Source organism: Sphingomonas sp. PEI4, assembly GCF_056679955.1.
This window is the reverse complement of sequence record NZ_CM155258.1, coordinates 4,087,652-4,114,565: the sequence shown is the minus strand read 5'-3', so window position 1 is coordinate 4,114,565 and position 26,914 is coordinate 4,087,652. Positions and strand designations below refer to the sequence as shown.

The window sequence follows — 26,914 nt, the reverse complement described above, 5'->3', positions numbered from 1 at the left end:
CTCATGCTGCGTCGATCTCGCGGTACGCGGCGATCAGGCGATCCTCGCCCGCGCGCCCGGCGACCGAATTGCCGTGCTCCATGCCGATCACGCCCGAATAGCGCTTTGCCCGCAGCCACTTCACGATCGAGGCGTAGTTGATCTCGCCGGTTGAGGGCTCGTTGCGGCCCGGATTGTCGCCGAACTGGATATAGCCGATCTCGTTCCAGCAGGTGTCGAGCGTCGGGATCAGATTCCCCGACTGGATCTGCTCGTGATACAGGTCGGCTAGCACCTTGACCGCCGGGCTGTTGGCACCGCGCGCGACCGCATAGCCCTGCGAGATCGTCTGCATATAGATGCCGGGATGATTGGTCCGCGTGTTGAGCGGCTCCATCACCATCGCCGCACCCGATGGCACGACGATGTCGCCGGCGCGGCGCATCACGTCGATCACTCGCGCGGTCTGGATATCCACGGGGACTTTCGGGTCCATGAAGCCGGTGACGACGGTCATCCGCGTCGCGTTCAGCCGCTTGGCGACGTCGAGCGATGCGCGGATATCGGCGAGGAATGCTTCGCGCTCGGCGCCGTCGTTTGCCCCGAGGAGCGGCCGCGACTTAGACCATTTCGGCATACTGGCGACGAACACGCCCATCGTCATGCCGCGCTGCGCGAGCGCCTTGGCCATCTGCTCCTGCTCGGCCACCGACCGCGTTGCCGCCTCGTTGTCCTCCCAGGCGGTGAAGCCTTGATCCGCGGCGTATGCAATCTGCTCCATCCGTCCGCCACGACTGGCAAAGCTGCCCTCGTGCGGGGCGTAGGCGAGCGAAAAGCGCGCGGCGTTCTTACTGCGGCGTTGGGCAGCGATCCCGGCGGGCACCAGCGATGCCGCGGCACCGGCGGCGAGCAATGTACGGCGCGACAAAGTCATGCGCGCGGCACGATCACTTCGCGCCCTCCGCCTTGAGGTACGCGATGATCGCCGCGCGCTTGGCCGCATCGGGCGTCGCGATCGGCATCCGCGTTCCCGGCACCTTCTTGGTCGGTGCGGCGAGATACTCGTTCAGCGTCTGCTCGTCCCAGCGCAGTTTCGACGCCTTCATCGCGGCCGAATAATTGAAGCCAGGCGTCGCTGCCGCGGCACGGCCGACCACGCCGTACAGGTTCGGCCCAATGCCGTTGCGACCGCCCTTCACGACGGTGTGGCAGGCGCGGCACGCGGCGAATGCGGGCGGCGAGGCTGCGGTCGATTGCGCAGTAGTCGGCGCGGATACCGTGACGGCCGCAACCGCCGCGATGCTTCCCGCGACCAGAGCCATGAGCAGCTTCATTCCGTGTCTCCCGAATCCATTGATGTCCATTTCCGGTCCGAGCCGGCGTTGGCGATCACCGCCTCGATGAAGCGCATCGTCCGCAGGCCATCGACCATGCCCGGAAACCAGCGGTCGTCTCCATCACCGCGGATCGCCGAGGCGAACGCGCGGTACAGGTTGGCGAACGCCTCGATATAGCCCTCGGGATGACCCGCGGGTGTACGCACCGGTGCGGCGGTGGCGGCGACCATGCCGGGGCCACCGGTCCGCATGATCTCGGCGGGGCGATCGAGCCAGCGGAGCGTAAGCGTGTTGGGCTCCATCTGCGACCAGTCGAGCCCGCCGCGTTCGCCGTGGATCCTGAGCCTGAGCCCGTTCTCCTCGCCTGCCGCGACCTGCGTCGCCTTGAGCACGCCGCGGGCACCGCTCTCGAACCGGAGCAGCGCGCTGACGTCGTCGTCGAGCCGGCGACCGTCGACATGCGTCGTCAGGTCTGCGGAGACCGATTGTACCGACAAGCCGGAGACATGCTCGGCGAGCTGGAATGCGTGCGTGCCGATGTCGCCCAGGCAGCCACCAAGCCCGGCGCGCGCGGGATCGGTCCGCCATTCGGCCTGCTTGTTACCATCAGTGTCGATCGGTTGGCTGAGCCAGCCTTGCAGATACTCGACCTGGACTAGTCGGATCGCGCCGAAATCGCCGCGCTCAACCCTCGCGCGCGCCTCTTCGATCAGCGGATAGCCGCTGTAGGTGAACGCCAGCGCGAACTGGCGACCGCTGGCCTTGGCGGCGGCGGCGATCGCCTCGGCCTCGACGACGCTCATCGCCATCGGCTTTTCGCAGAACACGTGGAAGCCGGCGTTCAGCGCTGCAATCGCCATCGGTGCGTGCAGGTGGTTCGGCGTGACCACCGCGAGCGCGTCGATGCGCCGGTCCGCAGGCAACGCGCATTCGTGCGCGATCATAGCGTCGAGCGACGGATAGACCCGCTGCGAGTCGAGGCCGAGCAGGCCGCCGGTGCGCGTGTTGCGCCCGCTATCGGTGCTGAATGCGCCCGCGACGAGGTCCCATTCGCCGTCGAGCGCGGCCGCCATCCGGTGGACCGCGCCGATAAAGGCCCCTTCCCCGCCGCCGACCATGCCGAGACGGAGCCGGCTCATGCCTGCTCCTCCGACAGTCCGAGCAGCTTGCGGATGGCGGCGCGGTCGATGCCGCTGGCGGCGAAGTCGTCGAACGGGCGTTCGGTCAGGCGGATCATGTGGTCGCGGATGAACGGTGCGCCTTCGCGAGCGCCATCCTCGGACCGTTTCAGCGCGCACTCCCATTCGAGCACCGCCCAGCCGTCATAGCCATATTGTGCCATTTTGCTGAAGATGCCGGAGAAATCGACCTGCCCGTCGCCCAGCGAGCGGAACCGGCCGGCGCGGTCGACCCAGTTTTCATAACCGCCATACACGCCGGTTCGGCCGGTCGGGTTGAACTCGGCATCCTTGACGTGGAAGCACGAGATCCGGTCGTGATAGCGATCGATGAAGTCGAGATAGTCGAGCTGCTGCAGCACGAAATGCGAGGGATCGAAGAGCAGGCGGGCGCGGGGATGGCCGTCGACCGCGGCCAGGAAGCGTTCCCAGGTCGCGCCGTCGTGGACGTCTTCGCCGGGATGCACCTCGAACGCGCAGTCTACGCCAGCTTCTTCGAACACGTCGAGGATCGGGGTCCAGCGGCGGGCGAGTTCGGCAAAGGCCTCCTCGATCAACCCGGCGGGGCGTTGCGGCCACGGATAGACGTAGGGCCATGCCAGCGCGCCCGAGAAGGTGGCGTGCGCGGACAGACCGAGATTGGCGCTGGCGCGGGCGGCGAGCTTGACCTGTTCGACCGCCCAAAGCTGGCGCTCTGCGGGCTTGCCGTGGACTTCGGGCGGCGCGAAGCCATCGAACAGCGTGTCGTACGCGGGGTGGACGGCGACAAGCTGGCCTTGCAGATGCGTCGACAGCTCGGTGACTTCGATGCCGTGCCTGGCGAGGCGGCCGCGAAGATCGTCGCAATAGGTCTTGCTCTCCGCGGCGAGCTTCAGGTCGATAAGCTGCGCGTTGCAGGGGATCTGGACGCCGACGTAACCGAGGCCGGCCGCCCATTCAGCCAGCCCGTCGAGCGTGTCGAACGGGGCCTCGTCGCCGAGGAACTGGGCGAGGAATATCGCGGGGCCCTTCATGCCGGTCATGCTGCACTCTTTCTGGTGTCGTCGCGGAACGTGAACTGGAACAGCAGCGCGATCACGGCCGCGGCGATCGCGGGATACCACCACATATGTTGCCAGTCGGCGATGGTCGGCGACGCGGGCAGTTGCGCATACAGAAGCGCGCCGATCTGCGATCCGAGCAGCATGCCGACGCCGTAGGTGAACAGCGTCAGCATACCCTGGGCCTGCGCGTTGACGCCCTTCGGCGTGGCGATCGTGCCGGTGTAGATCGCGCCGGCGACGAAGAAGAAATCATAGCACACGCCGTGCAGCGCGACGCCGAGATACACCGCCCACAACGACGATCCGCCGTCACCGATCGCGAACAAGGCGTAGCGCAACGCCCAGGCGGCCATGCCGACCAGCAGCAGCGGCTTCACGCCGAACCGGCGATAGAGCCAGGGCATGGAGAACATAAAGACAAGTTCGGACATCTGGCCGATCGCGAGCGTGCCGCCGACGTTGCTGATTCCGGTCGCGCCGACATAGGGCGAGGCATAGGCGTAATACATCGCGAGCGGGACCGAGATCAGCGTGGCGCAGGTCATGAAGATCAGGAACGAGCGCTGGCGGAGCAGCCCGAACGCCTCGACGCAGAACACCTGTCGGAGCACGCTCTCGTCACGCGGCGCGTCAGACGCGACGTTCGGGAGCGTAAAGCTGTAGAGGCCCAGCGCGATCGAGACGACCGCGGCGACGCGGAAGATTTCCGGGCTCGCGGACAGGCCCGCCCAGCCGATGATGAGGCCGGCGGTGATCCAGCCCAGCGTGCCGAACGCGCGGACGAACGGGAACTTGTCAGTCCGCTCGCCGAAGCTCTTCAACGCGATCGTGTTGGCGAGGCCGACCGTCGGCATGTAGAGGATCATGTAGCAGAGCAGCAGCCAGACGAAGCCGTTGCCGGCCTCGGGCGTGATGAACGAGGGCAGCGCGAACAGGATCACGCCGCCGATCAGGTGCAGGATCACCATCAGCATTCGCGGGCTGACGTAGCGCGCGGCGGCCATGCCGAGCAGGAACGAGCCGACGATCGACGCGATCGGGCCGACCGAAAAGGCGTTGCCGATGAGGTTGCCGATCCCGACCGTCTGCATGACGAGGCCGAGGGTTACGATCCAGGCGCCCCATACGAAGAATTGCATGAACATCATGATGCTCAGGCGGCCGGTCAGCAGGCCGCTGGTCGGGGCCTGGGATCCAGTATCTGCAAGCGCCATTCGCTACCTCTCCGATCGCAGCTTTGCTGCTTGTCGACCCGGAAGCTACGGAGCCGGGAAACGAATGTAAAGGATTACATTGGAGAGCTATCGACACGGTCGACGAGCCGATCCATGACGAGGTCATGCCGACGATCATCGAAGTGGCCGCACTTGCGGGCGTCTCCACCGCCACCGTTTCGCGCGTGCTGAGCCGCCCGGAGCAGGTGTCCGAAGACACGCGGCTGCGCGTGCTCGAGGTCGTTCGCACATCGGGTTACGCGCCCAACGTCGCAGCGCGCAGCCTGCGCACGCTGCGCGCTGCCAAGATACTCCTGACGGTCCCCGATATTTCCAACGCGTTCTTCGCCAGCGTCATCCGCGGCGCCGAGGAAGCGGCGAGGGACGCGGGGTATTCGGTCGTGGTCGGCGATACGCGGCACGATCCGGAAGTCGAGGATCAATATGCGGAAATGCTCTCGCGCCGCGAGGTCGATGGGCTGATCTTCCTCGGCCATCGCCTGCCCGCCAGCCTCCAGCCGCTGCTGATGCGAAAGGGTGCCGCTGCGCCGATCGTCAACGGCTGCGAATACAGCGCCGATCTGGGCGTCCCCAGCGTGCACATCGACAACGCCGCCGCGAGCGCGGAGGCGATCGAGCATCTCGTCGGCCTTGGCCACCGCAAGATCGGCATCGTCACCGGCCCCGAGGCCAGCCCGATCAGCCGTGATCGCCTCGCCGGCGCGATCGACGCGGCGGACCGCGCGGGTCTCCCTGAAAGCCCGCACATCCGGGTCGGCGACTATGCGGCGGAGTCCGCGTTCGTGCATGCCCGCAGCCTGCTGGCGGACGGCATGACCGCGATCTTCTGCTTCAGCGACGAGATGGCGATGGGCGCGCTCAGCGCGATCCGCGAAGCCGGTCTGGCATGCCCGAAGGACGTCTCCGTCGTCGGCTTCGACGATCTGCCGCTCGCGCGCTATTTCCAGCCGCCGCTGACGACGATCGCGCAGCCCAAGGGAATGATCGGCCGCCGCGCGGTCGAACTGCTGGTCGGTATCCTGCGCGGCGATGGAAGCCCCGTTCAACAGGTCACGCTTCGCCACGAACTCGTGGTACGACATAGTACCGCGGTCCCTGGCGCACCCCCCGCGGCAACCTGAGCCGAATCCGGCGAGAGGATTTTCATGACAAGAATTTGGGCGCTACCGATCATCTTCGTGCTGCCAGCGATGGCTGCGGCAGAGAGTTCGAAGGAACAGCCGCGGGTCACGGCCGGCGTCGCGGTCATTAGCCGCCAGCGGCTCACGCTGACCGATCTGCCGCCCGCTACGGGCAAACGGATCATGCTTTTCGATGGTCGAAGCCTGAAGGACTGGCGCCCATGGCTCGGTCACGTCGACCCCGCGGTGACCTATCGCGGCGATCCCGACAACAAGCCGATCGGTACCGCTCGCGGCGGTAGCGAAGACTTCGCCGTTCGCCAGGTCGATGGCGGACCGGCGATCTGGATCAAGGGGCAAACCTGGGGCAGCCTCGTCCACCGCGCCGACCTCGCCAACTATCACCTTCGCCTCCAGTATAGATGGGGTGCGAAGACATGGGCGCCGCGAGATCGGCAGCCGCCGAACAACGGCCTGCTCTACCATACGCACGGCGTGCCGGGAGCGGTGTTCGGAACGTGGCAGCCGTCGATGGAATTCGAGATCATGAAAGGCTCGACCGGGATGGCGGTGGTCGTCGGCAGCAAGGTTCGCGCGCGGACGACCGTGGTCGACGATCCATCACTGATCGCGCCACAGCTACGGTTCCGCATCGGCGGCCGACCGATCGACATGGTCAACGGAACCCCGACCTGGAACGTCGAAGCCGCGACCGACGCCGAACGGCCGATCGGGCAGTGGAATACGCTCGATCTCTACGTGCTGGGTAACCGCGCCGTGCATGTCGTGAACGGCATACCGGTGGCAGAAGTCACCGATATCGGGACGATCGCGCCGGACGGAACCCGCCGGCCGCTGACGCATGGACAGATCCAGCTCCAGTCGGAAGGCGCCGAGACTTGGTTTCGCAGGATCGCCGTCGAGCCGATCCGTAGCCTTCCAAAGATCGTCGTCGTCCGAGAGTAAGCGGGAGGTGCTTGCCGTACGATGAGTACGCAGCCCGAGGAGCACGCGACATAGCCTGGCCGGTTCGCCCCTTTTGGCGATCGCGTGGTCGAAACTCTCGACCTCAACGTCCAACGCGAGGTTGGCATCATCACCGCATGGAGACGACCCAGCAATTACGGGTCGTCGCAGGCACAGTGCCACATCCGGGAATTTCCCTGATAGTATCCGAGCGGGGGATGCGGTTAGGCAGTGAGCGATGCCTTCACCTCGTAGCTTCTTCTCTCCCGCGATCCGCGCCGCAGGACGCGCAGCAATACCACGGGTGGCCGATCTGCCATGGATCGCCGGCTATGCCGCTGCCTTCGCCTTTGCGCATCACATCGCGGCAAGCTGGGGCGGTCAGGGCTATTACTCACTGCTCTACCCCGCCGCTGGCGTCCGGATCGCACTGCTGTGGAGCCGCGGGCCTCGGCTGACACTGGCCGTCGTCGTGACGGAACTGGCGGTGCAGACCGTGGCAGGCGTTATCGTGCCCGGCGAGGTCGGCTGGCTCGAAGCGGCGGTCGGGGTCGCCCGTCCCGCGCTGATCTATGGCTTCGTCGTCTGGCTGGTCCGCCATATCGCGGCACGATCGCGCTCCAGCCTTGGCGTCACCCCCATGCCGCTCGGTCTCGCCTCCGTCACCGCGCCCGTTGCAGGCGCACTTGTCGCGCTCCCCTGGTCGCTGTTCAGCCCCGAACTGACCGGAGTCGTCGGCCTGCGCCAGATCATCGCGTCGCTGACGGGCTTTGCGGTCGGCGACCTGCTTGGCGTGTTGCTGGTCACCCCGCCGCTGCTCTGGATGATCCAGGCGATGCACGACAGACCGTTGGCACTGCATCGCCCGACGTCTCGCCAGTTATATGCGCTTGCCGAGGCCAGTGTGGTTCTAGGCGCGGCGGTTGCGTCGAGCGTGCTGCTCGTGCGTATCGGGCTTGGCGTTCCACCGACACCCGTATTGCTGGCAGTGACGTGGATCGGCTTGCGCTTCGGACGGACCGCCAGCTGGTGGGCGATCCTGATCGTCGCAGCGATCGTGCTTCCGCATACAGCCACCGACCTGCCGCTGGCAGACCGGCTCGCGTTGCACATGAGCCTCGCCTCGATCGTGGTGGTCGGCTATCTCGCAGGTAGTTTCGCCGATGCGCAGGCGCGCGCGCAAGCCGATCTCGCGCGCCGCGACCGCATGCTGTTTCAGGCCGAGCGACTAAAGACCCTACGCGCGATGTCGGTCGCGGTTATCCATGAAATCAGCCAGCCGCTCTCGACGCTGGCGATCGAAGCCAAGCATCTCCACGAGATCACCATCGCAGCCGACCCGGAGATCGCACAAACCGCTGCGCTGATCTATCGCAAGTCGGCTGCGCTATCGACGCTGGTCCGCCGCCTGCGCCGCTTTGGTGGACGCGCGGTCGACGAGCCCAGCGTCTTGCCCGTAGCCGCGCTGATCGAAACCGTGGCGGGACTGATCCAGCCCGAGGCGAAGGCAACGCGCATCACGTTGAAGATCGCCCCGGTCGACCCGGACCTCGTCATCCTCGGGCAGGAAATCGAATTGGCGCAGGCGATCGTCAATCTCGTTCGCAACGCGATGCAGGCGTCCGATGGACATGTCGAACTGTCGGTCGACCGTCGGGATGCTCAGGCCGCCCTGACCGTCATCAACCGCCGTCCCGATCGCCTCGCCAGCCAGACCGGCATGGGCGTTGGCGCACTCGTCGCCCGCGCAATCGTCGAGGCGCATGGCGGCACGCTCAACCGTGTCACGGACGAGGACGGCACCGTACGCACAACGCTTACCCTGCCGCTCGCTACCCTACCACTTGCCGGGATCGCTGCATGATGCCGTCCGCCACACATTCATACCGTTCCAGTGTCTACGTCGTCGATGACGACCGCGATCTGGGTGAGGCGGTCGCGCGGCTGCTCGTGCGTCATGGGCACGATGCCGAAGCCTTCCTCGATCCCGCCCTGGTGTTGTCGACCTATGCCGAGGCGCCGGCGCATTGCATCGTCACCGACATCATGATGGGCGACCTTGACGGTTTCGGTTTCGCCGACCGTCTGCGCGCGATCGATCCCAGCGTCGCGATCGTCTTCATGACGGCATGGCCGACGACGACCCATGCGGTCGATTCGGTGCGTCGTTACGGCGGGCTCGATTATCTGGAGAAGCCGCTCGACGAACCGCGGCTGCTCGCCGCGGTCGAGGAGGGCGTTACCTGGTCCCGGCGACAACGCGAGATCCGCGCGCGCACCGAAACGCTTTCCCCGCGCGAGCGACAGGTGTTCGATCTCCTCGTCCAAGGACACAGCAACAAGGTGATCGCCGGTCTCCTCGCGCTCAGACCGAAGACCATCGAGGACCACCGCGCCGCGATCGTTGCCAAGACCGGTACCAGCGGGCTTGCCCAGTTGATCGCTCTCGCGCGATGACCGTCCCCTGCCCGGAGCTTTCATGCAGACCGTAACCGCGTCCGTGTCCGTGACCCACGAGGCGCGGGTCGAACTCGCCATTCTCGATCTGTTGGAGGCTCGGCCCGAAATATATCCTTCGCACATGATGGTCGAGTTGCGACGAGGACATCCCGAACTGTCGCTCGTGGGCACGCGCGACGTGCTCGATCGCCTGGTCGCCGAACGCCGCGTCGCCCGGCTCTGGCACCGGTACCTGCTCGTGCGGGACGTCGAGGCGGTACGGGCGAAATGGATGACGATGATCGATCGGCAGGCGAAGCGCACCGACGCCGATCCGGCCGCCCCCGCCGTGTCACACGATGCGCGCGACCTGCTGATGCGCTGGGATGGGTGGCGGTTCGAGGGGCGTACAGCGGCCGCCTGAAGAAACGAAAAAGGGCGTCGATCGCTCGACGCCCTTTCCCGTAGCTCAGCCGAACTTCGCCTTAAGCGGCGTCGCCGGTCTTCTTCTTCTCGGCATAGACGCGGATCGGTTCCTTGCGGCCTTCGATCACGTCCTTGTCGATCATCACCTCGTCGACGCCGTCCATGCCGGGCAGGTCGAACATCGTGTCGAGCAGGATGCTCTCCAGGATCGAGCGAAGCCCGCGCGCACCGGTCTTGCGCTCGATGCCCTTCTTGGCGACCGAGACCAGCGCGTCGTCGGTGAAGCCGAGCGCGACGTCCTCCATCTCGAACAGCTTCTGGTACTGCTTGACCAGCGCGTTCTTCGGCTCCTTCAGGATCTTCACCAGCGCGTCGACATCGAGATCCTCGAGCGTCGCGATCACCGGCAAGCGGCCGACGAACTCGGGGATCAGCCCGAACTTCAGCAGATCCTCGGGCTCGACGGACTTCAGCGTCTCGCCGGTCTTGCGCTCGTCGGGTCCTGCGACATACGCGCCGAAACCGATCGACTTGCCCTGGAGACGATCGCCGATGATCTTCTCGAGACCCGAGAACGCACCGCCGCAGATGAACAGGATGTTGGTCGTATCCACCTGCAGGAATTCCTGCTGCGGATGCTTACGGCCACCCTGCGGCGGCACCGATGCGGTGGTGCCTTCCATCAGCTTGAGCAACGCCTGCTGTACGCCTTCGCCCGACACGTCGCGCGTGATCGAAGGGTTCTCGGCCTTGCGCGAAATCTTGTCGATCTCGTCGATATAGACGATGCCGCGCTGCGCCCGCTCGACGTTGTAATCCGACGCCTGGAGCAGCTTGAGGATGATGTTCTCGACATCCTCGCCGACATAGCCCGCTTCGGTCAGCGTCGTCGCGTCGGCCATCGTGAACGGCACGTCTAGGATGCGCGCGAGCGTCTGCGCGAGCAGGGTCTTGCCGCAACCGGTCGGCCCGACCAGGAGGATGTTCGACTTGGACAGCTCGACATCGGCACCCTTGGCGCCGTGGTTGAGCCGCTTGTAGTGATTGTGCACCGCCACCGACAGCACGCGCTTGGCGCGCTTCTGACCGATCACGTAATCGTCGAGGACGTCGCAGATCTCCTGCGGAGTCGGCACGCCGCCGTCCTTCTTGGACACCAGCGCAGACTTCGTCTCCTCACGGATGATGTCGTTGCATAGCTCGACGCACTCGTCGCAGATGAAGACCGTCGGCCCGGCGATCAGCTTGCGAACCTCGTGCTGCGACTTGCCGCAGAACGAGCAATAGAGGGTGCTCTTCGAGTCGCCACCGCTCAGCTTCGTCATTCAATCACCTCTCGCGCATGTCGGTGCACGTGCCGTTTCCGGGGCCGCCACCGTAACGCGCCCCGGAGTTCCTACAATCAAATAAACCGGCCGACGTTACGATTCGCCCCATGCCAGCGTCGATTAAGCGGGTTTCGCACCATCTTCGGATACCGCTGGGCGCTTGTCGAACACCTCGTCGATCAGACCGAAATCCTTCGCTTCGTTCGCTTCGAGGAACGTATCGCGGTCCATCCGACGCTCGATCTCTTCGATCGGCTGGCCGGTATACTGCGAATACAGCTCGTTCATGCGCTTGCGGATACGCAGGATTTCGCGGGCCTGGATCTCGATGTCGCTGGCCATGCCCTGTGCACCACCCGATGGCTGATGGATCATAATCCGTGCGTTGGTCATCGCGACGCGCATGCCGGGCTCGCCGCTTGCGAGCAGGAAGCTGCCCATCGATGCGGCCTGGCCGATGCAGACGGTGCCGACGCGCGGACGGATGTACCGCATCGTGTCGTGGATCGCCATGCCCGCCGTGACGACACCGCCCGGCGAGTTGATGTACATGAAGATGTCCTTCTTCGGGTTCTCGGACTCGAGGAAGAGCAGCTGTGCGGTGATCAGCGAGGCCATGCCGTCCTCGACGCCGCCGGTCACGAAGATGATGCGCTCGCGGAGCAGGCGCGAGAAGATGTCGAAAGACCGCTCGCCGCGGTTCGACTGCTCGATGACGATGGGAACCAGGCCTGCTTGCGTCTGCTGCAGGCCGAGCCCGGCGCTGGCCAAGGGGCTCGCGAAATCGCCGGTCTCGAACGGATTGTGCATGGAAATCTCTCTAATGCCCCAGTGAACCGCCAACATCGGCGCTCGCGGTGGGGAGTTCAACCCCCCGCTCCCCCTCTCTGCGGAGAGGAAAAGGGTCAGCGACTGGGCGCTGGATAGGCCAGATAGGCAAGCCGGCGGACTTCGCGGCGGCCGCGGACGACGGTGTCCAGGATCAGGCCGGTGAAGACATTCAGCGCGGCAAAGATGCCGAGGCCGGTGATCAGGATCGCGGTCGGGAAGCGGGGGACCTGATGGATCTCGATGTACGTCAGCACCAGCGGGATGCCGAGGATCAGCGCGAGCAATCCAAACACGCTGCCGATCGCGCCGAAGAACCACAAGGGCCGCTCGATCCGGTAGAGCGTCATGATCGTACGCAGTATCCGCCAGCCGTCGCCGTAGGTGCTGAGCTTCGATTCGGAGCCTTCGGGGCGCGCATAATAGGGCGTCTCGACCTCGCCGATCGGCATCTTGAGTTCGAGCGCGTGGACGCTGATCTCGGTCTCGATCTCGAACCCGGCGGACAGCGATGGGAAGCTCTTCACGAACCGGCGCGAGAAGACGCGGTAGCCCGAGAGGATATCCGTGAAGCTGCGGCCGAACAGGCGGGCGAGCATGCCGGTGAGGATCGCGTTGCCGAAGCGGTGGCCGCGGCGGTAGGATTCCTGGACCTGGCTGATGCGTGATCCGACGACCATGTCGAGCTGTTCGTCGAGGACGCGAGCGACCAAATTCGGTGCAGACGCAGCGTCGTAGGTCGCGTCGCCGTCCGCCATGACATAGATGTCGGCATCGATATCGGCGAACATGCGGCGGACGACCGCGCCCTTGCCCTGGATGCGCTCGATTCGCACGACAGCACCAGCGGCACGCGCGACCTCGATCGTGCGGTCGGCGCTGTTGTTGTCGTAGACGTAGATTGTGGCGGCCGGCAGCGCGTCGCGGAAGCCCGCGATCGTCTGCGCGATGGCGGCTTCCTCGTTGTAGCAGGGGAGCAGGACGGCGATTCTTGGTTCGGTCATGGCCTGCCCTAATATGTCGGAGGCTGGCTTGGAGCCGCTATTTTCAGCCACCGAACTACCTACAAACGCACTTCCCCGGCGAAGGCCGGGGCCCAGTTGGGGAAAGTCCATAACGGAGCTTTACGCGCCGTTACAGCGACCTTTCCAACTGGACCCCGGCCTCCGGCGGGGAAGTGGTATAATTGAGCGTTTCCGTCACCCCGGACTTGTTCCGGGGTCCACCGTCTCGCGCACTCATCGGCTTGAGACTATGCGGAACGGTGGATGCCGGAACGAGTCCGGCATGACGAAGTTAAGGCTTAAGCCTCGGTCTTTGTCGGAGCCTTCTTCGTGCGCGGCTTCTTTGCCGGTGCGTCGGCGGCTTCGGTGCCTTCCGCGTTCTCAGCGGCGACCGGCGACGATTCCGTAACAGCGGTCTCGGCTTCGACAGGAGCCGCCTTCTTCTTGGCAGGCGCCTTCTTCGCAGGCTTGGCGTCGTCCGCTGCGTCCGAAGCCGGAGCCTCTTCCGTCACGGCGTCATCCGAAGCAGCCTCGTCCGAAGCTGGCTTGGCCTTCTTGGCCGCCTTCTTCTTGGGCTTGTGATCATGATCATGGTCGTGGCCGGCATGATCATGATCGTCGTGGTTGTGGACGTGCGTGCCGCTGGCGAAACCGTCCTCGCTCTCGATTGCAGCCTCAAGCTCCTCGCGCGTCGTTTCGCGGTCGGTGATCTCGGCCTTCTCGAACAGGAAGTCGACGACCTTGTCCTCGTACAGCGGCGCGCGCAGCTGGGCAGCTGCCATCGGCTCCTGCTGGATGTACTGCATGAACTGCTGGCGCTGTTCCGCAGGATACTGCTGCGCCGCCTGCGCCATCAGGCGCTGCATTTCCTGGTTGGAAACCTCGACGCCGTTCGCCTGGCCGATTTCCGACAGGAGCAAACCAAGGCGCACGCGACGCTCGGCGATCTTGCGGTAATCGTCACGCTCGCCTTCCATCTCGGCCATCGCAGCCTCGGGATCGGCCTCATGCGTGGCTTCGTGCTGGAGCTGCGACCAGATCTGGTTGAACTCGGCTTCGACCATCGACGGCGGAACCTCGAAGTCGTGACCCTCGGCGAGCTGGTCGAGCAGCTTGCGCTTCATGTGGGTGCGCGTGAGACCGTTATGCTCCTGCTCGATCTGACCCTTCAACAGCCCCGTGAGCTGCTCCAGGCTTTCGAGACCGAGCGACTTCGCCAGATCCTCGTCGATCGCGCTCTCGCCCGCGGTCTTCACCGACTTGACGGTGATGTCGAACGTCGCCGGCTGACCTGCGAGCGACTTCTCCTGATACTCTTCGGGGAAGGTCACGTTCAGGACCTTGTCGTCGCCGGTCTTCACGCCGACGAGCTGATCCTCGAAGCCGGGGATGAGACGACCCGAACCGAGCTCGACGCCCATGTCGGTGCCGGTGCCGCCCTCGAACGCGACGCCGTCGGCGGTCTTGCCGACGAAATCGACGGTGACGAGGTCGCCCATCTGCGCGACGTAATCGTCGGCTGCGTCGTCCCACTTTTTCTGCTGGTCTGCGAACTTCTGGAGCTGCTCGGTGACTGCCTCGTCGGCGACGGGCACGGTCAGGCGCTCGAGCTTGATGCCGTCGATCGCGGGTGCCGGGACCTGCGGGAGGACCTCCATCTCGACCTTGACCACGGCGTCCTTGCCAAGGTCATAGCCGTCTTCCAGCTCGACCGAAGGCTGCATCGCGGGGCGAAGCTGCTTCTCGGCGACGAGCGTCTGGACGCTCTCCTGGATCGCCGAGTTCAGCGCGTCCTGGGTCAGCGCCGGGCCGTGCATCTTGCGGATGAGGTTCGCCGGCACCTTGCCCGGACGGAAGCCCGGCATCTTCATCTGCGGCGCGAGGCGCTTCAGTTCGACATCGACCTTGGCATCGATATCCTTCGCGGTGATGGTGAGCGTAAAGGCGCGCTTGAGGCCCTCGTTCAACGTCTCGACAGTCTGCATGTCCGGCCTTTGTCTAAAAGAGCATTCAGGATAATTCTTCGGGCGGTCGCCTCGCCTACGCGGCGGGCTGGTGCGGGCGAAGGGACTCGAACCCCCACATCTTGCGATACTTGGACCTAAACCAAGCGCGTCTACCAGTTCCGCCACGCCCGCACAGGACATCGCCGTAGCGGGCGCGTCTATACCAACGTTGCATGCGGGGGCAAGCAGATAGGCAACTCCCGAGGCAACCAGGCTCGATTACGCGCGTTGGTGGATGAGAAGGAGACAGATCATGGCTACCCAGCCTCCCGCAGAAACGCCTGCCCCGACGCAGCCGGCCGAGCCGACCGCGCCGCCGCCGGAGTTTATCCCGCCCGCGCCGGACGTCGACTTTCCCGATCCCGGTAGTCCGTCGAGCGACCCTGCCCCCATCCAGCCGGAGTTCTGACCATGATGACCGATCCCCATGCCGGCACGAACCCCGAAACGCCCCCCGAGGACCGCGCCGAGGACACCCGCAGCGACATCGAACAGGTCGTCGCCTCGCGCTCCGACGCAGTCGAGCGCGGCGACGGCGGCGAGGAACCCGAAACGTTCACCTCGACGGGCAGGCATGACGGCGTCGCCGGCACCGGCGGCGTGGTGAAGAACCAGGACGACACCGCGCAGTAGCCGAAGTCAGCCACCGTACAGGCGGGGGTGCCTATGACGATGCCACCCCCGCCATCAGGACGATACAATCTCCACGATTCCCACCTTCGCCGAGCACCAGAGCCTCTATATCGCGCTCGGAGTCGCGGTATTGCTGCTGATAATAGCGCAGCGCATTCCCATCATCCGAACGCTCGTGAACCTGACGATGACGCTCGTACTCGTCGGGCTGCTGTTCGTCGCAGTCGACCAGCGCCGCCAGTTCGACCCCTATATCGGCAAGATCGCGCGCTTTCTGAAGATCGAGGACCAGCAGGTCGTTGGTGGCGAGGTCCGTATCCGCATGTCGCCGGATGGTCATTTCTGGGCACGCGCGACGATCGACGGGGTTAGTCGTCGCCTGCTGATCGACAGCGGCGCGACGATTACCGCGATTTCCGAGAAGACTGCGGATGCGGCGGGGATCGACGCACGGGTAGGCGTGGTGCCGATCGTGTTGCAGACCGCCAACGGGTCGATCGCGGCTAAGACGGGGAAGATAGCGGACTTGCGTCTGGGCGCGATCGTCGCGCGGGACTTGCAGGTTGTGGTGTCACCGGCGTTTGGGGACACCAATGTGCTGGGGATGAACTTTCTATCACGGCTGGCTTCGTGGCGCGTGGAGGAGAACACGCTGATTTTAGTGCCGCATCATCCGCAGAAGGTCGACGCGTAAGGCCTCTTACCCTCTCGTTTTCCCGCCAACCCCAGCTACCGCCACCCGGCGAAGGCCGGGGCCCAGGTGGGGAACAGCGGTAACCGAGCACGGCCCTTCGCTAGCTACGTTTCCCAATTGGACCCCGGCCTTCGCCGGGGTGGTGCAACTGGAAGGGCAGACCGAAACTACTTCCACTGTTCCCTCGCGAACGCGGGGGCCCAGGATCAAGCAGCGCTGCGTTCCGTTACCCTGGACTCCCGCCTTCGCGGGAGAACGGAAAAGGGCGGGAGAGCAGGCCTTAAGAAGCCACCGACTCCCCAAGTGCCCCCTTCAGCACTTCATTTACAACAGCAGGGTTGGCCTTCCCCCCCATAGCCTTCATCGTCTGGCCCACGAAGAACCCGAACAGCTTATCCTTACCACCACGATAATCGGCAACCTTGTCCGCATTCGCCGCCATCACCTCGGCAATCACAGCCTCGATCGCGCCGGTATCGCTGGTCTGCTTCAACCCGCGATCCTCGACCACTTGCGCGGCCCCGTCGCCAGTCTCGAGCATCACCTCGAACACCTGCTTGGCGAGGCTCCCCGACAGCGTGCCGTCCGCGATCAGCCCCAACAATTCCGCCGCCTGAGCAGGCGAAACGGGCGAGTTCTCGATGTCCTTGCCGGTCCGGTTGAGCGCGCCGAACAACTCCGAAGTCGTCCAGTTCGCCGCCGCAGCCGGCTTCACGCCCGCGTCGAGCAACGCATCGAACCACCGCGCCGCCTCGACCTCGGCGGTCAGCACCGTCGCCTGGTACGCCGTGATCCCCAGCGCCTCGTACCGCGCGCGCTTCGCATCCGGCAACTCCGGCAACGACGCCCGGCACTCGGCGAGGAACGCGTCGTCCAGCACCAGCGGCAACAGATCGGGATCGGGGAAGTAGCGGTAATCATGCGCGTCTTCCTTCGACCGCATCGATCGCGTCTCATTGCGATCGGGATCGTAAAGCCGCGTTTCCTGCTGGATCTTGCCGCCGGCCTCCAGCACCTCGACCTGCCGCTTGGCCTCCTGCTCGACCACCGCCATCACGAAGCGCACCGAATTGACGTTCTTCGTCTCGGTTCGCGTGCCGAGCTCGTCGCCGGGCTTGCGCACGCTGACGTTGACGTCGGCGCGCATCGAGCCCTCTTCCATGTTGCCGTCGCACGACCCGACATAGCGCAGGATCGATCGCAGCTTCCGCAGATAAGCCCCTGTTTCCGCTGGTGAAGACAGATCCGGCTTCGACACGATCTCCATCAGCGCGACGCCCGACCGGTTGAGATCGACATAGCTCTGCGTCGGATGCTGGTCATGCATCAGCTTGCCGGCATCCTGCTCGACATGGATGCGCTCGACGCCGATCCGCTTGCCCGTCGCGTCGGGGTTCTTCTCGTCGAGGCTGATGTCGATCGCGCCCTCACCGACGATCGGATGATAGAGCTGGCTGATCTGATAGCCCTGCGGCAGATCGGCGTAGAAATAGTTCTTGCGGTCGAACCGCGACCATTTGTTGATCTGCGCCTCGATCGCCATGCCCGTGCGGACCGCCTGACGAATGCACTCGCGGTTCGGCACCGGCAGCATGCCCGGCATCGCGGCGTCGACCAGCGACACCTGCGTGTTGGGCTCCGCGCCGAACGCAGTCGCCGCGCCCGAAAAGAGCTTGGCGTTCGACGTCACCTGCGCGTGCACTTCGAGGCCGACCACGACCTCCCACTCGCCGGTTTCGCCCTGGATACGATAATCGCTCATGTTACCACCAAGCCTCTGGTCGCGCGGTAAATCCTGCCCGCTGTTCGATCGCGAGCCCTGCGTTCAGCACGCCTTGCTCGTCGAGCGGCTTGCCGATGATCTGAAGCCCGAGCGGCAAGCCCAGCTTGTCGAGACCACCCGGCACCGACATCGCCGGCAGCCCCGCGAGGGACGACGGCACGGTGAAGACGTCGTTCAAATACATTGCGATCGGATCGGCCGACTTCTCGCCAAGCGCGAACGCCGCCGAAGGGGCCGTCGGGGTGAGCAGGACGTCGCACGTTTCCCAAGCCCGTTCGAAATCGCGCGCGATCAGCGTGCGGACCTTCTGCGCCTGCGTATAATAGGCATCGTAGAAGCCGGCCGACAGCACATAGGTGCCGATCATGATGCGCCGCTTCACCTCGGGGCCGAAGCCGTCGGCGCGGGTCGCGGCGTACATGTCCTGTAGCCCCGCGCCGGCCGGCAGGTCGCGGATGCCGTAGCGGACGCCGTCATAGCGCGCGAGGTTCGACGACGCCTCGGCAGGCGCGATGATGTAATAGGCGGGGAGCGCGTATTTGGTGTGCGGGAGCGAGACCTCGACAATCGTCGCGCCGGCATCCTTCAGCCAGTCGACACCCTGCTGCCAGAGGGCCTCGATCTCCTCGGGCATCCCTTCGACGCGATATTCCTTGGGAATACCGACGCGCAAGCCCTTGAGATTGCCGGACAAACCTGCTTCCCATTTCGGCACGTCGAGCTGCAACGAGGTGCCGTCCTTCGAATCGAACCCGGCCATCGCCTCCAGCAGGATCGCGCAGTCGCGCACGTCGCGCGCCATCGGCCCAGCCTGGTCGAGCGACGATGCGAACGCGATCGTTCCCCAGCGCGAGCAGCGACCATAGGTCGGCTTGATGCCGCTGATGCCGGTGAAGGCGGCGGGCTGGCGGATCGAGCCGCCGGTGTCGGTGCCGGTCGCGCCAGGGCAGAGTCGCGCGGCGACTGCGGACGACGAACCGCCCGACGACCCGCCTGGCGTTAGCGCGGCGTTGCCACCGTCGTTGCGCTTCCACGGCGAGATCACATTGCCGAACGCGGAGGTCTCGTTCGACGAGCCCATCGCGAACTGGTCCATGTTCAGCTTGCCGAGCATCCCCGCGCCTGCGTCCCACAGGTTCTGCGAGACGGTCGACTCATAGGTCGGCGTGAAGCCTTCGAGGATATGGCTCGCTGCAGTCGTCGTGACGCCCGTGGTGCAGAACAGGTCCTTCATGCCGATCGGCACGCCGGCCAGCGGCTTGAGCGCCTCGCCGGCTTCGCGCGCGGTATCGGCGGCGGTGGCGGCGGCAATCGCGTGTTCGGGCGTCTCGACAAGAAACGCGTTCAACGCCTTGGCCTTACTCACTTTTGCGACGAAAGCATCGGCGACTTCGCGTGCTTTGAAGGCGCCATCGCGTACGCCGTCGCGGATGCCGGCGATCCCGAGATCGGTAAGGTCGGTCATGCTTTTGATTCCTGGATCCCCGCCGGCGCGGGGATGATCGAATGATAACGTGCCGTGATCATTCGATCACCTTCGGCACGGCGAAGAACCCGTGCTCAGCTGCCGGCGCGTTGGCCAGGATCTGCTCGCGGATGCCGCCGCCGGTCAGCGGGTCGGCGTTGACGACGTCGTCGCGCAGCCTCAGCGTGTTGGGAATGACGGCGGTCATCGGCTCGACGCCGGTCGTATCGACCTCGCCCAGCGTTTCGATCCAGCCAAGGATGTTTCCGAGGTCCGGCGCCATGCGGGCGGCGTCCTCGTCGGTGATCGCGATGCGCGCAAGGCTCGCGATCCGCTTCACGGTTGCAGTATCTACGGACATGAGGTGCGGCTAGCACCGCGCGGCGCGGGGGCGCAATATGTTTCCCTGTCATATTCCAATCCTCCCCCGCCAGGGGGAGGTGGCGCGAAGCGTCGGAGGGGGAGGACACGGAACGAGGTTGCCCTTACCTCCCCCTCCGTCTGGCGAGCGCCAGCCACCTCCCCCTGGCGGGGGAGGATCGAGAGAGAGCACGTTGCAACCAGCCCCAGCTTGCGGCACGGGAGCCGAACCGCCTGCACGGAAGGTCCCGCTTGGCCCGCAAGTTTCTCTATTTCGTCGCCGCGATGATCGTTCTCGCGATTGCCGCATTGCTCGCCTACCGCCTGTTCGGCACGCAGTTGATGCGCGCGGTGATGGTCCCGAGCGAGACGTTCCAGGCGCAGCGCGAAGCCCCGCGCAACATCTATGCGCGAAAGATCATGTGGCTCGCGCGCCCCGACACGCCCGGCAACCCCGCGCTCTGGACGCCTCCCGGCTATACGCCCGGCGAGCGCGGTAAGGGCGCCGCGATCTTCTTCATCCACCCGACCTCGTACATCAATCGCGATCACTGGAACGCGCCGATTGACGATCCCGAGACTAATGCGCGGGCGGAGTTGTTCCTTCGCGGCCAGGCGAGCGCGTTCAACGAGGCCGGCGACATCTGGGCACCACGCTATCGTCAGGCGACGTTCGGCGCGTTCCTGACCAGCGTCGCGGACAGCGAACGCGCGCTGGCGCTCGCGTACGGCGACGTGTCCGCCGCGTTCGACCGGTTTCTCAAGGAGGCTGGCCCGACCCGCCCGATCATCCTCGCGGGCCACAGCCAGGGCGCGCTGCACCTCACCCGCCTGCTCCGCGACCGCATCGCCACCGACCCGAAGCTGAAGGCGCGGATCGTCGCGGCCTATGTCGTCGGCTGGCCCGTCTCGCGCGCCACCGACCTGCCCCGCATGGGCCTCCCCGAATGCCGCGCCGACGACCAGACCGGCTGCATCCTGTCGTGGGAGAGTTTTGCCGAACCCGCCGATCCTTCGCTGATCATCGACGCTTATGACCAGACCACCGGCTTCAACGGCCAGCCGCGCAAGGGCACGGCGATCGTCTGTACCAACCCGCTGACCGGCACTGCCGACGCGACCGCGCCGGCAACCGCCAACCACGGCACGCTGGTGCCGTCGACCGACCTGAAGACCGCGACGATGGCGATCGGCCGCGTCCCCGCACGCTGCGCCGACCGCGGTTTCTTACTGATCGGCGAAGGGCCGAACCTGGGGAAGTATGTGCTGCCCGGCAACAATTACCACGTCTACGACTACAGCCTGTTCTGGGCGAACATCCGCACCGACGCCAACCGCCGCCTTGAGGCTTTCGCGAAATGATCACGCTCTCCGCCGCACAGTTCCGCGACGCGCTCCCGAACGGCGGCCGGCTGATCGGCCTCGACGTCGGCACCAAGACGATCGGCACCGCGCTGTGCGACGCCGGCTGGTCGTTCGCGAGCCCCGCCCTCCTGATCCGCCGCACGAAGTTCCAGAAGGACAAGGCCGCGCTGGCCGAGATCATCAAGGCGCAGAACGTCGTCGGCTTGGTCATCGGCCTGCCGATCAACCTCGACGGCAGCGAAAGCCCGCGCTCACAATCGACGCGGGCTTTCGCGCAGAACCTGAAGGACATGGGCCTGCCGATCCTCCTACAGGACGAACGCTGGTCGACGGTCGCGGTCACCCGCACGCTGATCGAACAGGACGCCAGCCGCGCCAAACGCGCCGAACTCGTCGACAAGATGGCCGCCGCGTACATCCTCCAGGGCGCGATCGATGCGCTGGTGACGGCGCGGATCTAGCGCGGTTCGACCTGGTAGAGCGCGGACCCGCCGTTACCCCAGATCAGGCGTAGGTCCGCCGCCTTCGCCGCACCAGGCGGAAAGCCGATCTTCCACACATGCGTGAACGCGGCGCGGGGGAACTGCGCGATCGCCGCCTTGAAATTCGACCCCACGTCGGAGCAGACCGCCGGATAGACGCTCTGACTGGGGTCCGACGTATAAGGTGCGGCGATGGTGTAGCGAATGTGCAGCGCCTGCTGCCCCTCGATGGCCCATTGCTCGTTGCTGAAAGCATCACGCCGGACGACCGCCAGTCCGGGAAGGTGATCGCGTCGGAGATCGGTCCATGCGGTGATGCACGGCCGCGCGATCAGCGAGAGCACGGCGGCCCCGCGCGGGATGACGGCAATCGCCGCGAGTTCGCGTTGCTGCTCGGCTGATCGCTCGGCGAAGCTGACCGTGTTGCCGACCAGACGTATCAGCACGAACGCGACCGCCGTTACGGCGAGCACGCGTGTGGGCGCGACGTCGGTCGGCCGTATCGCGATCAGCCCCAGCATCATCGCAGCGGGCGCGATCCGCATGTCGACATACGCCCCGCCCATCAACAACCGCGGCAGGATTATAAACGCGGCAAGGCACAGCAGTGCGGGCAACCCGAGCAGCGGCGCAAACCCGCTATGCCGGCTCCGCAGGGCTGCGTACAAAACGAGTATCAGCGGCAGCAACGACAGCAGATCGAACCATTGCCACCGATCGCGAAAGAGCGACAAAAGCCAGAGGGTCTTGATCGGGAGGTCGAACCAATCGTCCGCCCCGAGCCCTCCCGGCCCCCGCCCCGCGGCGAAGACCATGGCGATCAGCGGGACCGCGAGCGATAGGCATTGCAGCGCCGCGACGCAGCATGACGCAGACCAGCTTCGCCCGCCGCGCCGCAATCTGGCCACGTCCGCGCCGGCCGCCATCAGCCCAAACAGTCCCCAGCCGAAGCTATGCGAGATCCACAGCACGCACCCGATCGGCACGAACAGCAGCGCGCGCAGGACGAGTCGATCCTGCCGCCCAAGCCGGATCCAAAACGCCAGCGCGCAGAACGCCAGCGCCTGCGACAGCGCGAAATTGACGAAGCCGAACTGGAACGGCCAGGCATAGGCGAGCGGGACGGCGAACATCGCGGTCGGCGGTATGCGACCATGCGCCTCGCGCGCGGCCCATAACAGTCCCGCGACGGTCAGCATCGGGATCGCGATCACAGCCAGCTTGGTCGCGGGCTCGAACCCGACCAGCCGGGCCAGCGCCGGCACCAGCAGGTCCATCCCGAGGTTGGGGATCAGCGCCCAGTGATACGTGTAATAGCGCTGAAGATCGGGCGAGGTCGGCAGTGCCATCGCGATGTGCCAGCGCCCCATATGCCCTGGCAGGTCGCCGAGCGGGGGCAACGCCGGCCACAACAGTGGCACCGCGGACAGCAGAACGAGCGTCACAGCGAACGCGCGCGTTTCCCACCATCCAGCACCGTTCGCCTTCGTCATCTCGTCCTGCGCCCTCGCCCCATCTGCAAACGTCATCCCATGCCCCGCGCTAAATTTCGGTTAACCATGCGGTTTGCGACGGAGCATCGCGTGGCGCTTGCCCCCTGCCCCTGCGGACACTATCCCGCAGCTTTAATGCGAACCTCAGATCACCGCCCCGCCGCCCTCATCGAAGGCGGCGCCGTTTTCCCGCACCGGCATCTCACCGGTATCGACGGGCTCCAACCACACGAGATCGCGTTCCTGCTCGACGAGGCGGAGACGTGGGTGGACGCGAACCGCACGCATGCGACGCCGGACAAGCGGCTCGCCGGGCTCACGCAGATCAACGCATTCTTCGAGAACTCGACGCGCACGCTCCTGTCGTTCGAGATCGCCGGCAAGCGGCTCGGCGCCGACGTCGTCAACATGCACGCGGCGCAGTCGAGCGTGAAGAAGGGCGAAACGCTGATCGACACCGCGATGACGCTGAACGCGATGCGCGCGGATGTGATCGTGATCCGGCATATGTCGAGCGGCGCCGTGCGGTTGATCGCGGACAAGGTTGACTGTCCTGTCCTCAACGCAGGCGACGGGCGGCACGAGCATCCGACCCAGGCGCTGCTCGATGCGCTCACGATCCGGCGGCGAAAGGGCTCGATCGCTGGCCAACGCGTGGTGATATGCGGCGACCTGCTGCACAGTCGGGTCGCGCGGTCGAACATCCTGGCGCTTACCGCTCTTGCCGCAGAGGTCCGCGTCTGTGCGCCCTCGACCCTGATGCCGCCGATGATCGAGCGGATGGGCGTTACTGCGTTCACCGATTTCGACAAGGCCCTGGAGGGCGCGGACGTGGTGATGATGCTCCGGCTCCAGAACGAGCGGATGGATGGCGCATACGTCCCCTCCACGCGCGAATATCGACTGCGCTACGGCTTGACGCTCGACCGGTTGGCGAAGGCGGCGCCCGATGCGCTGGTGATGCATCCCGGCCCGATGAATCGCGGCGTCGAGATCGATTCCGCGGTCGCCGATCACGCACGCTCGGCGATCACCGAACAGGTCGAGATGGGGGTGGCCGTCCGGATGGCCTGCCTCGACGTGCTGACCCGAAGAGCGCGCGGCGTGGAGGGTTGGGCATGATCTTCGCTCTCACCAACGCGACGCTCGCCTGCCCCGTTGGCGGTGTGTCGAAGGGCAATCTGCTGATCCGCGACGGCGTGATCGTCGCGACCGGGATCGTCGATATCCCGTCCGATGCGACGGTCGTCGATTGCGGCGGCAAGACGGTCGCGCCCGGAATCGTCGATCTCGGCGTGGCGAAGGTCGATCGTGCGGCGTTCCGTGCCGGCGGGATCGTGCGGATCGGCCTCATGCCCGACCAGTCGCCGGTGCTGGACGATCCGGGCATCGTCCAGCGCGCCGCGTTGATCGGCAAGCCCGACCTCTGGATCCACCCGATCGCCGCCGCCACGCGCGGACTTGACGGCCATGACCTCGCCGAGATGGCGATCTGTCTCTCGGCGGGCGCGAAGGCGGTCGGCACGGGCAAGCGCTGGATCGCCGACAGTGGCGTGATGCGGCGCGTGCTCGCCTATGCCCGCGATCTCGACGTGACGGTGATCGCGCATGCGGAGGACGGCGGGCTCACCGCTGGCGCGGTCGCGACCGAGGGCGAGACGGCGACGCGGCTTGGGTTGCCCGCCGCGCCGGCGGTGGCCGAGGCGCTGGCGATCGCGCGCGACCTGATGCTCGCCGAGGATACCGGGGCGCGGCTCCACATCCGCCAGGTGACGACGGCGGCCGGGTTCGACCTGATCCGCGCGGCGAAGCGTCGCGGCGTGGCCGTCACGTGCGGCATCACGCCTGCACATCTGCATTTGTCGGAGATCGCGGTCAGCGATTTCCGATCGTTTGCGCTGCTGTCACCGCCGTTACGTGCGGAAAGCGACCGTCGCGCGGCACTCGATGCCATCGCCGACGGTACGATCGACGTGCTGTGTTCTGGGCACGAGCCGCGCGGGCCGGAGGAGAAGCGGCTGCCGTTTACCGATTCGAGCAGCGGGATGGCCGGTGCGGAGACGCTGTTGCCGCTCGCACTGATGCTGGTGCGCGACGAACTGCTGACGGTCGAGCGATTGTTCGCGCTGCTGGCGAGCAACCCGGCGCGCGTGCTCGGGCTCGATACCGGCACGCTGGAGGTGGGCAAGCCTGCCGACCTGATGCTGTTCGACCAGCAGGCGCCATGGCAGATCGTCGGGGAGGAGTTTGCGGCCGAGGCGGGCAATACCCCGTTCGACGGTTTGCCGGTGCAGGGTCGCGTGCTGCGATTGTGGAAGGGTGGGCGCGAAATTCGGTGACCGCGTAGAGGACGCTCATAAAATGGACCACCCCGGAGAAGGCTGGGTGGTCCTCCGAAGAACGGGCAGGCCTGATCCTCTTACCGCGAAGCGATCTGCATACCAGGCTTGCGCACCCACTGCGCCATCGCATCGCCAGCGCCCTGGCGGACGAAGCACGCACCGCCTTTGGCGCGGTACTGGCGACACATCGAAACCGCCGTCGATCGACTGAATCCGCCGACCGAGAGCCGGTAGAAATCCTCGCCTTTTGCCTTGAAGGCGGTGCCGTTCGGCGAATAGCTGGCGAGCACCGCAAACCGGCGCGAGGCGCGGCCCCAGGCGTCCTTCGCAACGCCAGGACTCTCGAATGCGCCGAGTTGCACGTACCAGTTGCCGGTCGTCGCCGCCTTCGCCCGGTACGCTGCGGTCGCCATGCCGCGGCCGTCTGGCGCAGGCGCCGTAGCAACCTTGATCGGACCACCGGCAGGCCGCATCATCATCGACGGCAGCGACTGGACCACCTCTTGCCGCGGTCCGAACGACACCTTGGAGAAGCCCGCGACCGGCCCCGCCGTCAGTACCGCAGCAGTTTCCACGGGAAGCGGCGCGCCAGGAGCCTCGACCGGATCGGCCGCCGCCAAGGCTTGCTCGGGAACGCCGGGCACGACAGGCGCGGACGCGTTCAACGCCAGCGCCGCCGGCTGCCCGGCATCGGCCATCGCACGTACGCCGAGCAGCCCCGCCACCTGGTCCGATGCGTTGGCAGGCTGCGCGAACGTCGCCCATTGTTCGAGCCGTGTATCGACGTCCGCCGGGGCCATGTCCGCCGCAGCGACCACGCGCGCCACAGGCCACTGCCCTGCCAAGGCGTAGCTCAACGCCAGATTCTGCCGCACCTTGGCGCTTGCGGCTGGCGAACGCGCAACCTCGGTCAACAGCGCGATGCCGCCGGCCGTGTCCCCTGCCAGCGATAGCGCCAGCCCGCGATCGATCGCCGGGATGATCGCAGCGTTTGCCGCCAGCGTCTGCCGCGCCGCCTGCCAGTCGCCCGTCGCGACCTGCGACAGCGCGAGGTTCAGCGCAGCCTTGCCGTTGCCCGGCGATAGCTGGAGCGTGTCCGCGAACGCGCGGGACGCCGATGCGAACCGACCGCCTTGGATATAAGCCTGGCCGAGCAGCATGCGATACTCCGCCGACCGCGGCAGCAGAGCAACAGCGCTTTCCGCATAGCCGATCGCTACCGGACCATCGCGTCGGGCGAGCGCGGTCTGCGCCTTGCCCGCTTTCGTCGCCGCGCCTTTGGCCGCCAACGCACCGCTGCGGTCGCTTGCCGACGCCACGCCGCCGCCGGTGGCCGCACAGCCGACCATCGTACCGCCAAGCAGGAGGGCCGATATGCCGCCGAGGAGAAGTGCGCGCGTGTTCATC

At 65.9% G+C, this 26,914-nt stretch carries 26 protein-coding genes and 1 tRNA gene; 12 read left to right on the top strand and 15 right to left on the bottom strand.

Features of this window, described 5'->3' with window-relative positions:
- Position 1: 1 nt before the first annotated feature.
- The 5 genes from AC1MLZ_RS19015 to AC1MLZ_RS18995 are packed head-to-tail and all read right to left on the bottom strand — an operon-like array spanning position 2 to position 4,751.
- A complete protein-coding gene (locus tag AC1MLZ_RS19015) occupies positions 2-913 on the bottom strand; it encodes a hydroxypyruvate isomerase family protein (RefSeq protein ID WP_480959859.1) in 912 nt (303 codons plus the stop codon).
- A gap of 13 nt (positions 914-926) precedes the next feature.
- A complete protein-coding gene (locus AC1MLZ_RS19010) occupies positions 927-1,313 on the bottom strand; it encodes a c-type cytochrome (RefSeq protein ID WP_480959858.1) in 387 nt (128 codons plus the stop codon).
- Positions 1,310-2,455: a Gfo/Idh/MocA family protein gene (locus AC1MLZ_RS19005; RefSeq protein WP_480959857.1), complete on the bottom strand. Its 1,146-nt coding sequence runs from the start codon at positions 2,453-2,455 to the stop codon at positions 1,310-1,312. Before AC1MLZ_RS19005 ends, AC1MLZ_RS19010 begins: the two co-directional genes overlap by 4 nt.
- The gene (locus AC1MLZ_RS19000) at positions 2,452-3,516 is read right to left on the bottom strand and encodes a sugar phosphate isomerase/epimerase family protein (protein WP_480959856.1); all 1,065 of its coding nucleotides are present in this window, start codon (positions 3,514-3,516) and stop codon (positions 2,452-2,454) included. Before AC1MLZ_RS19000 ends, AC1MLZ_RS19005 begins: the two co-directional genes overlap by 4 nt.
- Entirely contained in the window at positions 3,513-4,751 is a 1,239-nt protein-coding gene (locus AC1MLZ_RS18995; RefSeq protein WP_480959855.1) for an MFS transporter, read from the bottom strand. The genes AC1MLZ_RS19000 and AC1MLZ_RS18995 overlap by 4 nt, the downstream gene beginning before the upstream one ends.
- A gap of 125 nt (positions 4,752-4,876) precedes the next feature.
- Between AC1MLZ_RS18995 and AC1MLZ_RS18990 the strand changes: the two genes are divergently transcribed.
- From AC1MLZ_RS18990 to AC1MLZ_RS18970, 5 genes are all read left to right on the top strand, one after another.
- Positions 4,877-5,893 carry a LacI family DNA-binding transcriptional regulator gene (locus AC1MLZ_RS18990; RefSeq protein ID WP_480959854.1) on the top strand — a complete coding sequence of 339 codons (1,017 nt, stop codon included), beginning with the start codon at positions 4,877-4,879 and terminating at the stop codon, positions 5,891-5,893.
- 24 nt (positions 5,894-5,917) lie between these two features.
- Complete coding sequence (locus tag AC1MLZ_RS18985) at positions 5,918-6,859, top strand: 3-keto-disaccharide hydrolase (protein WP_480959853.1); 942 nt, start codon at positions 5,918-5,920, stop codon at positions 6,857-6,859.
- Between the two features lie 238 nt (positions 6,860-7,097).
- On the top strand, positions 7,098-8,723 hold the full coding sequence (locus tag AC1MLZ_RS18980; protein ID WP_480959852.1) for an ATP-binding protein: 1,626 nt from the start codon (positions 7,098-7,100) through the stop codon (positions 8,721-8,723).
- On the top strand, positions 8,720-9,316 hold the full coding sequence (locus tag AC1MLZ_RS18975) for a response regulator transcription factor (protein WP_480959851.1): 597 nt from the start codon (positions 8,720-8,722) through the stop codon (positions 9,314-9,316). Before AC1MLZ_RS18980 ends, AC1MLZ_RS18975 begins: the two co-directional genes overlap by 4 nt.
- 22 nt (positions 9,317-9,338) lie before the next feature.
- Positions 9,339-9,722, top strand: coding sequence for a hypothetical protein (locus AC1MLZ_RS18970; RefSeq protein ID WP_480959850.1), 384 nt, complete (start codon positions 9,339-9,341; stop codon positions 9,720-9,722).
- Between the two features lie 61 nt (positions 9,723-9,783).
- On the opposite strand, the gene clpX is transcribed toward AC1MLZ_RS18970, so the two are convergent.
- The 5 genes from clpX to AC1MLZ_RS18945 form a co-directional block, all read right to left on the bottom strand.
- The gene (gene clpX, locus AC1MLZ_RS18965; RefSeq protein WP_056048170.1) at positions 9,784-11,049 is read right to left on the bottom strand and encodes an ATP-dependent Clp protease ATP-binding subunit ClpX; all 1,266 of its coding nucleotides are present in this window, start codon (positions 11,047-11,049) and stop codon (positions 9,784-9,786) included.
- A gap of 123 nt (positions 11,050-11,172) precedes the next feature.
- Positions 11,173-11,862 (bottom strand): ATP-dependent Clp protease proteolytic subunit, encoded by a 690-nt coding sequence (locus AC1MLZ_RS18960; protein WP_107954964.1) that lies wholly within the window; start codon positions 11,860-11,862, stop codon positions 11,173-11,175.
- Positions 11,863-11,957: 95 nt separating this feature from the next.
- Positions 11,958-12,884, bottom strand: a complete 927-nt coding sequence (locus tag AC1MLZ_RS18955) for a glycosyltransferase family 2 protein (RefSeq protein ID WP_480959849.1) — start codon at positions 12,882-12,884, stop codon at positions 11,958-11,960.
- Positions 12,885-13,183: 299 nt separating this feature from the next.
- The gene (tig, locus tag AC1MLZ_RS18950) at positions 13,184-14,869 is read right to left on the bottom strand and encodes a trigger factor (protein ID WP_480959848.1); all 1,686 of its coding nucleotides are present in this window, start codon (positions 14,867-14,869) and stop codon (positions 13,184-13,186) included.
- Positions 14,870-14,937: 68 nt separating this feature from the next.
- A tRNA-Leu gene (locus AC1MLZ_RS18945) sits at positions 14,938-15,022 on the bottom strand.
- A 121-nt stretch (positions 15,023-15,143) separates the two neighbouring features.
- Here AC1MLZ_RS18945 and AC1MLZ_RS18940 point away from each other — a divergent pair.
- The 3 genes from AC1MLZ_RS18940 to AC1MLZ_RS18930 all read left to right on the top strand — a co-directional run bounded on the left by AC1MLZ_RS18940 (position 15,144) and on the right by AC1MLZ_RS18930 (position 16,217).
- Positions 15,144-15,299, top strand: coding sequence for a hypothetical protein (locus tag AC1MLZ_RS18940; protein ID WP_480959847.1), 156 nt, complete (start codon positions 15,144-15,146; stop codon positions 15,297-15,299).
- Positions 15,300-15,301: 2 nt separating this feature from the next.
- Positions 15,302-15,523: a hypothetical protein gene (locus AC1MLZ_RS18935; RefSeq protein ID WP_480959846.1), complete on the top strand. Its 222-nt coding sequence runs from the start codon at positions 15,302-15,304 to the stop codon at positions 15,521-15,523.
- Positions 15,524-15,653: 130 nt separating this feature from the next.
- Positions 15,654-16,217, top strand: coding sequence for a retropepsin-like aspartic protease family protein (locus AC1MLZ_RS18930; RefSeq protein ID WP_480959845.1), 564 nt, complete (start codon positions 15,654-15,656; stop codon positions 16,215-16,217).
- 280 nt (positions 16,218-16,497) lie between these two features.
- On the opposite strand, the gene gatB is transcribed toward AC1MLZ_RS18930, so the two are convergent.
- Genes gatB through gatC form a run of 3 tightly spaced genes read right to left on the bottom strand, consistent with a single transcriptional unit; the run spans position 16,498 to position 19,826 of the window.
- Complete coding sequence (gene gatB / locus AC1MLZ_RS18925) at positions 16,498-17,979, bottom strand: Asp-tRNA(Asn)/Glu-tRNA(Gln) amidotransferase subunit GatB (RefSeq protein ID WP_480959844.1); 1,482 nt, start codon at positions 17,977-17,979, stop codon at positions 16,498-16,500.
- Between the two features lies 1 nt (position 17,980).
- Positions 17,981-19,465 carry an Asp-tRNA(Asn)/Glu-tRNA(Gln) amidotransferase subunit GatA gene (gene gatA, locus AC1MLZ_RS18920; protein WP_480959843.1) on the bottom strand — a complete coding sequence of 495 codons (1,485 nt, stop codon included), beginning with the start codon at positions 19,463-19,465 and terminating at the stop codon, positions 17,981-17,983.
- Between the two features lie 58 nt (positions 19,466-19,523).
- Positions 19,524-19,826: an Asp-tRNA(Asn)/Glu-tRNA(Gln) amidotransferase subunit GatC gene (gatC, locus tag AC1MLZ_RS18915; protein ID WP_480959842.1), complete on the bottom strand. Its 303-nt coding sequence runs from the start codon at positions 19,824-19,826 to the stop codon at positions 19,524-19,526.
- A 251-nt stretch (positions 19,827-20,077) separates the two neighbouring features.
- Here gatC and AC1MLZ_RS18910 point away from each other — a divergent pair, with 251 nt between their 5' ends.
- Both AC1MLZ_RS18910 and ruvX read left to right on the top strand, forming a co-directional pair.
- Positions 20,078-21,187, top strand: coding sequence for a DUF3089 domain-containing protein (locus AC1MLZ_RS18910; RefSeq protein ID WP_480959841.1), 1,110 nt, complete (start codon positions 20,078-20,080; stop codon positions 21,185-21,187).
- Entirely contained in the window at positions 21,184-21,651 is a 468-nt protein-coding gene (gene ruvX, locus AC1MLZ_RS18905; RefSeq protein WP_480959840.1) for a Holliday junction resolvase RuvX, read from the top strand. Before AC1MLZ_RS18910 ends, ruvX begins: the two co-directional genes overlap by 4 nt.
- On the opposite strand, the gene AC1MLZ_RS18900 is transcribed toward ruvX, so the two are convergent.
- Positions 21,648-23,201, bottom strand: a complete 1,554-nt coding sequence (locus AC1MLZ_RS18900; RefSeq protein WP_480959839.1) for a hypothetical protein — start codon at positions 23,199-23,201, stop codon at positions 21,648-21,650. The two genes, ruvX and AC1MLZ_RS18900, sit on opposite strands and share 4 nt — an antisense overlap.
- Positions 23,202-23,300: 99 nt before the next feature.
- On the opposite strand from AC1MLZ_RS18900, the gene AC1MLZ_RS18895 reads away from it, so the two are divergent.
- Both AC1MLZ_RS18895 and AC1MLZ_RS18890 read left to right on the top strand, forming a co-directional pair.
- Positions 23,301-24,287 carry an aspartate carbamoyltransferase catalytic subunit gene (locus AC1MLZ_RS18895; protein ID WP_480959838.1) on the top strand — a complete coding sequence of 329 codons (987 nt, stop codon included), beginning with the start codon at positions 23,301-23,303 and terminating at the stop codon, positions 24,285-24,287.
- Entirely contained in the window at positions 24,284-25,504 is a 1,221-nt protein-coding gene (locus tag AC1MLZ_RS18890; protein ID WP_480959837.1) for a dihydroorotase, read from the top strand. Before AC1MLZ_RS18895 ends, AC1MLZ_RS18890 begins: the two co-directional genes overlap by 4 nt.
- A gap of 80 nt (positions 25,505-25,584) precedes the next feature.
- Here the strand turns inward: AC1MLZ_RS18890 and AC1MLZ_RS18885 are convergent, their stop codons facing one another.
- On the bottom strand, positions 25,585-26,913 hold the full coding sequence (locus AC1MLZ_RS18885; RefSeq protein ID WP_480959836.1) for a tetratricopeptide repeat protein: 1,329 nt from the start codon (positions 26,911-26,913) through the stop codon (positions 25,585-25,587).
- Position 26,914 lies beyond the last annotated feature (1 nt).

Excerpts from the sequence above, each read along its gene's own strand:
- AC1MLZ_RS19015 (WP_480959859.1), bottom strand. The coding sequence starts at position 913 with ATGACTTTGTCGCGCCGTACATTGCTCGCCGCCGGTGCCGCGGCATCG.
- AC1MLZ_RS19010 (WP_480959858.1), bottom strand. The coding sequence starts at position 1,313 with ATGAAGCTGCTCATGGCTCTGGTCGCGGGAAGCATCGCGGCGGTTGCG.
- AC1MLZ_RS19005 (WP_480959857.1), bottom strand. The coding sequence starts at position 2,455 with ATGAGCCGGCTCCGTCTCGGCATGGTCGGCGGCGGGGAAGGGGCCTTT.
- AC1MLZ_RS19000 (WP_480959856.1), bottom strand. The coding sequence starts at position 3,516 with ATGACCGGCATGAAGGGCCCCGCGATATTCCTCGCCCAGTTCCTCGGC.
- AC1MLZ_RS18995 (WP_480959855.1), bottom strand. The coding sequence starts at position 4,751 with ATGGCGCTTGCAGATACTGGATCCCAGGCCCCGACCAGCGGCCTGCTG.
- AC1MLZ_RS18990 (WP_480959854.1), top strand. The coding sequence starts at position 4,877 with ATGCCGACGATCATCGAAGTGGCCGCACTTGCGGGCGTCTCCACCGCC.
- AC1MLZ_RS18985 (WP_480959853.1), top strand. The coding sequence starts at position 5,918 with ATGACAAGAATTTGGGCGCTACCGATCATCTTCGTGCTGCCAGCGATG.
- AC1MLZ_RS18980 (WP_480959852.1), top strand. The coding sequence starts at position 7,098 with ATGCCTTCACCTCGTAGCTTCTTCTCTCCCGCGATCCGCGCCGCAGGA.
- AC1MLZ_RS18975 (WP_480959851.1), top strand. The coding sequence starts at position 8,720 with ATGATGCCGTCCGCCACACATTCATACCGTTCCAGTGTCTACGTCGTC.
- AC1MLZ_RS18970 (WP_480959850.1), top strand. The coding sequence starts at position 9,339 with ATGCAGACCGTAACCGCGTCCGTGTCCGTGACCCACGAGGCGCGGGTC.
- clpX (WP_056048170.1), bottom strand. The coding sequence starts at position 11,049 with ATGACGAAGCTGAGCGGTGGCGACTCGAAGAGCACCCTCTATTGCTCG.
- AC1MLZ_RS18960 (WP_107954964.1), bottom strand. The coding sequence starts at position 11,862 with ATGCACAATCCGTTCGAGACCGGCGATTTCGCGAGCCCCTTGGCCAGC.
- AC1MLZ_RS18955 (WP_480959849.1), bottom strand. The coding sequence starts at position 12,884 with ATGACCGAACCAAGAATCGCCGTCCTGCTCCCCTGCTACAACGAGGAA.
- tig (WP_480959848.1), bottom strand. The coding sequence starts at position 14,869 with ATGCAGACTGTCGAGACGTTGAACGAGGGCCTCAAGCGCGCCTTTACG.
- AC1MLZ_RS18940 (WP_480959847.1), top strand. The coding sequence starts at position 15,144 with ATGGCTACCCAGCCTCCCGCAGAAACGCCTGCCCCGACGCAGCCGGCC.
- AC1MLZ_RS18935 (WP_480959846.1), top strand. The coding sequence starts at position 15,302 with ATGATGACCGATCCCCATGCCGGCACGAACCCCGAAACGCCCCCCGAG.
- gatB (WP_480959844.1), bottom strand. The coding sequence starts at position 17,979 with ATGAGCGATTATCGTATCCAGGGCGAAACCGGCGAGTGGGAGGTCGTG.
- gatA (WP_480959843.1), bottom strand. The coding sequence starts at position 19,465 with ATGACCGACCTTACCGATCTCGGGATCGCCGGCATCCGCGACGGCGTA.
- gatC (WP_480959842.1), bottom strand. The coding sequence starts at position 19,826 with ATGTCCGTAGATACTGCAACCGTGAAGCGGATCGCGAGCCTTGCGCGC.
- ruvX (WP_480959840.1), top strand. The coding sequence starts at position 21,184 with ATGATCACGCTCTCCGCCGCACAGTTCCGCGACGCGCTCCCGAACGGC.
- AC1MLZ_RS18900 (WP_480959839.1), bottom strand. The coding sequence starts at position 23,201 with ATGACGTTTGCAGATGGGGCGAGGGCGCAGGACGAGATGACGAAGGCG.
- AC1MLZ_RS18895 (WP_480959838.1), top strand. The coding sequence starts at position 23,301 with ATGCGAACCTCAGATCACCGCCCCGCCGCCCTCATCGAAGGCGGCGCC.
- AC1MLZ_RS18890 (WP_480959837.1), top strand. The coding sequence starts at position 24,284 with ATGATCTTCGCTCTCACCAACGCGACGCTCGCCTGCCCCGTTGGCGGT.
- AC1MLZ_RS18885 (WP_480959836.1), bottom strand. The coding sequence starts at position 26,913 with ATGAACACGCGCGCACTTCTCCTCGGCGGCATATCGGCCCTCCTGCTT.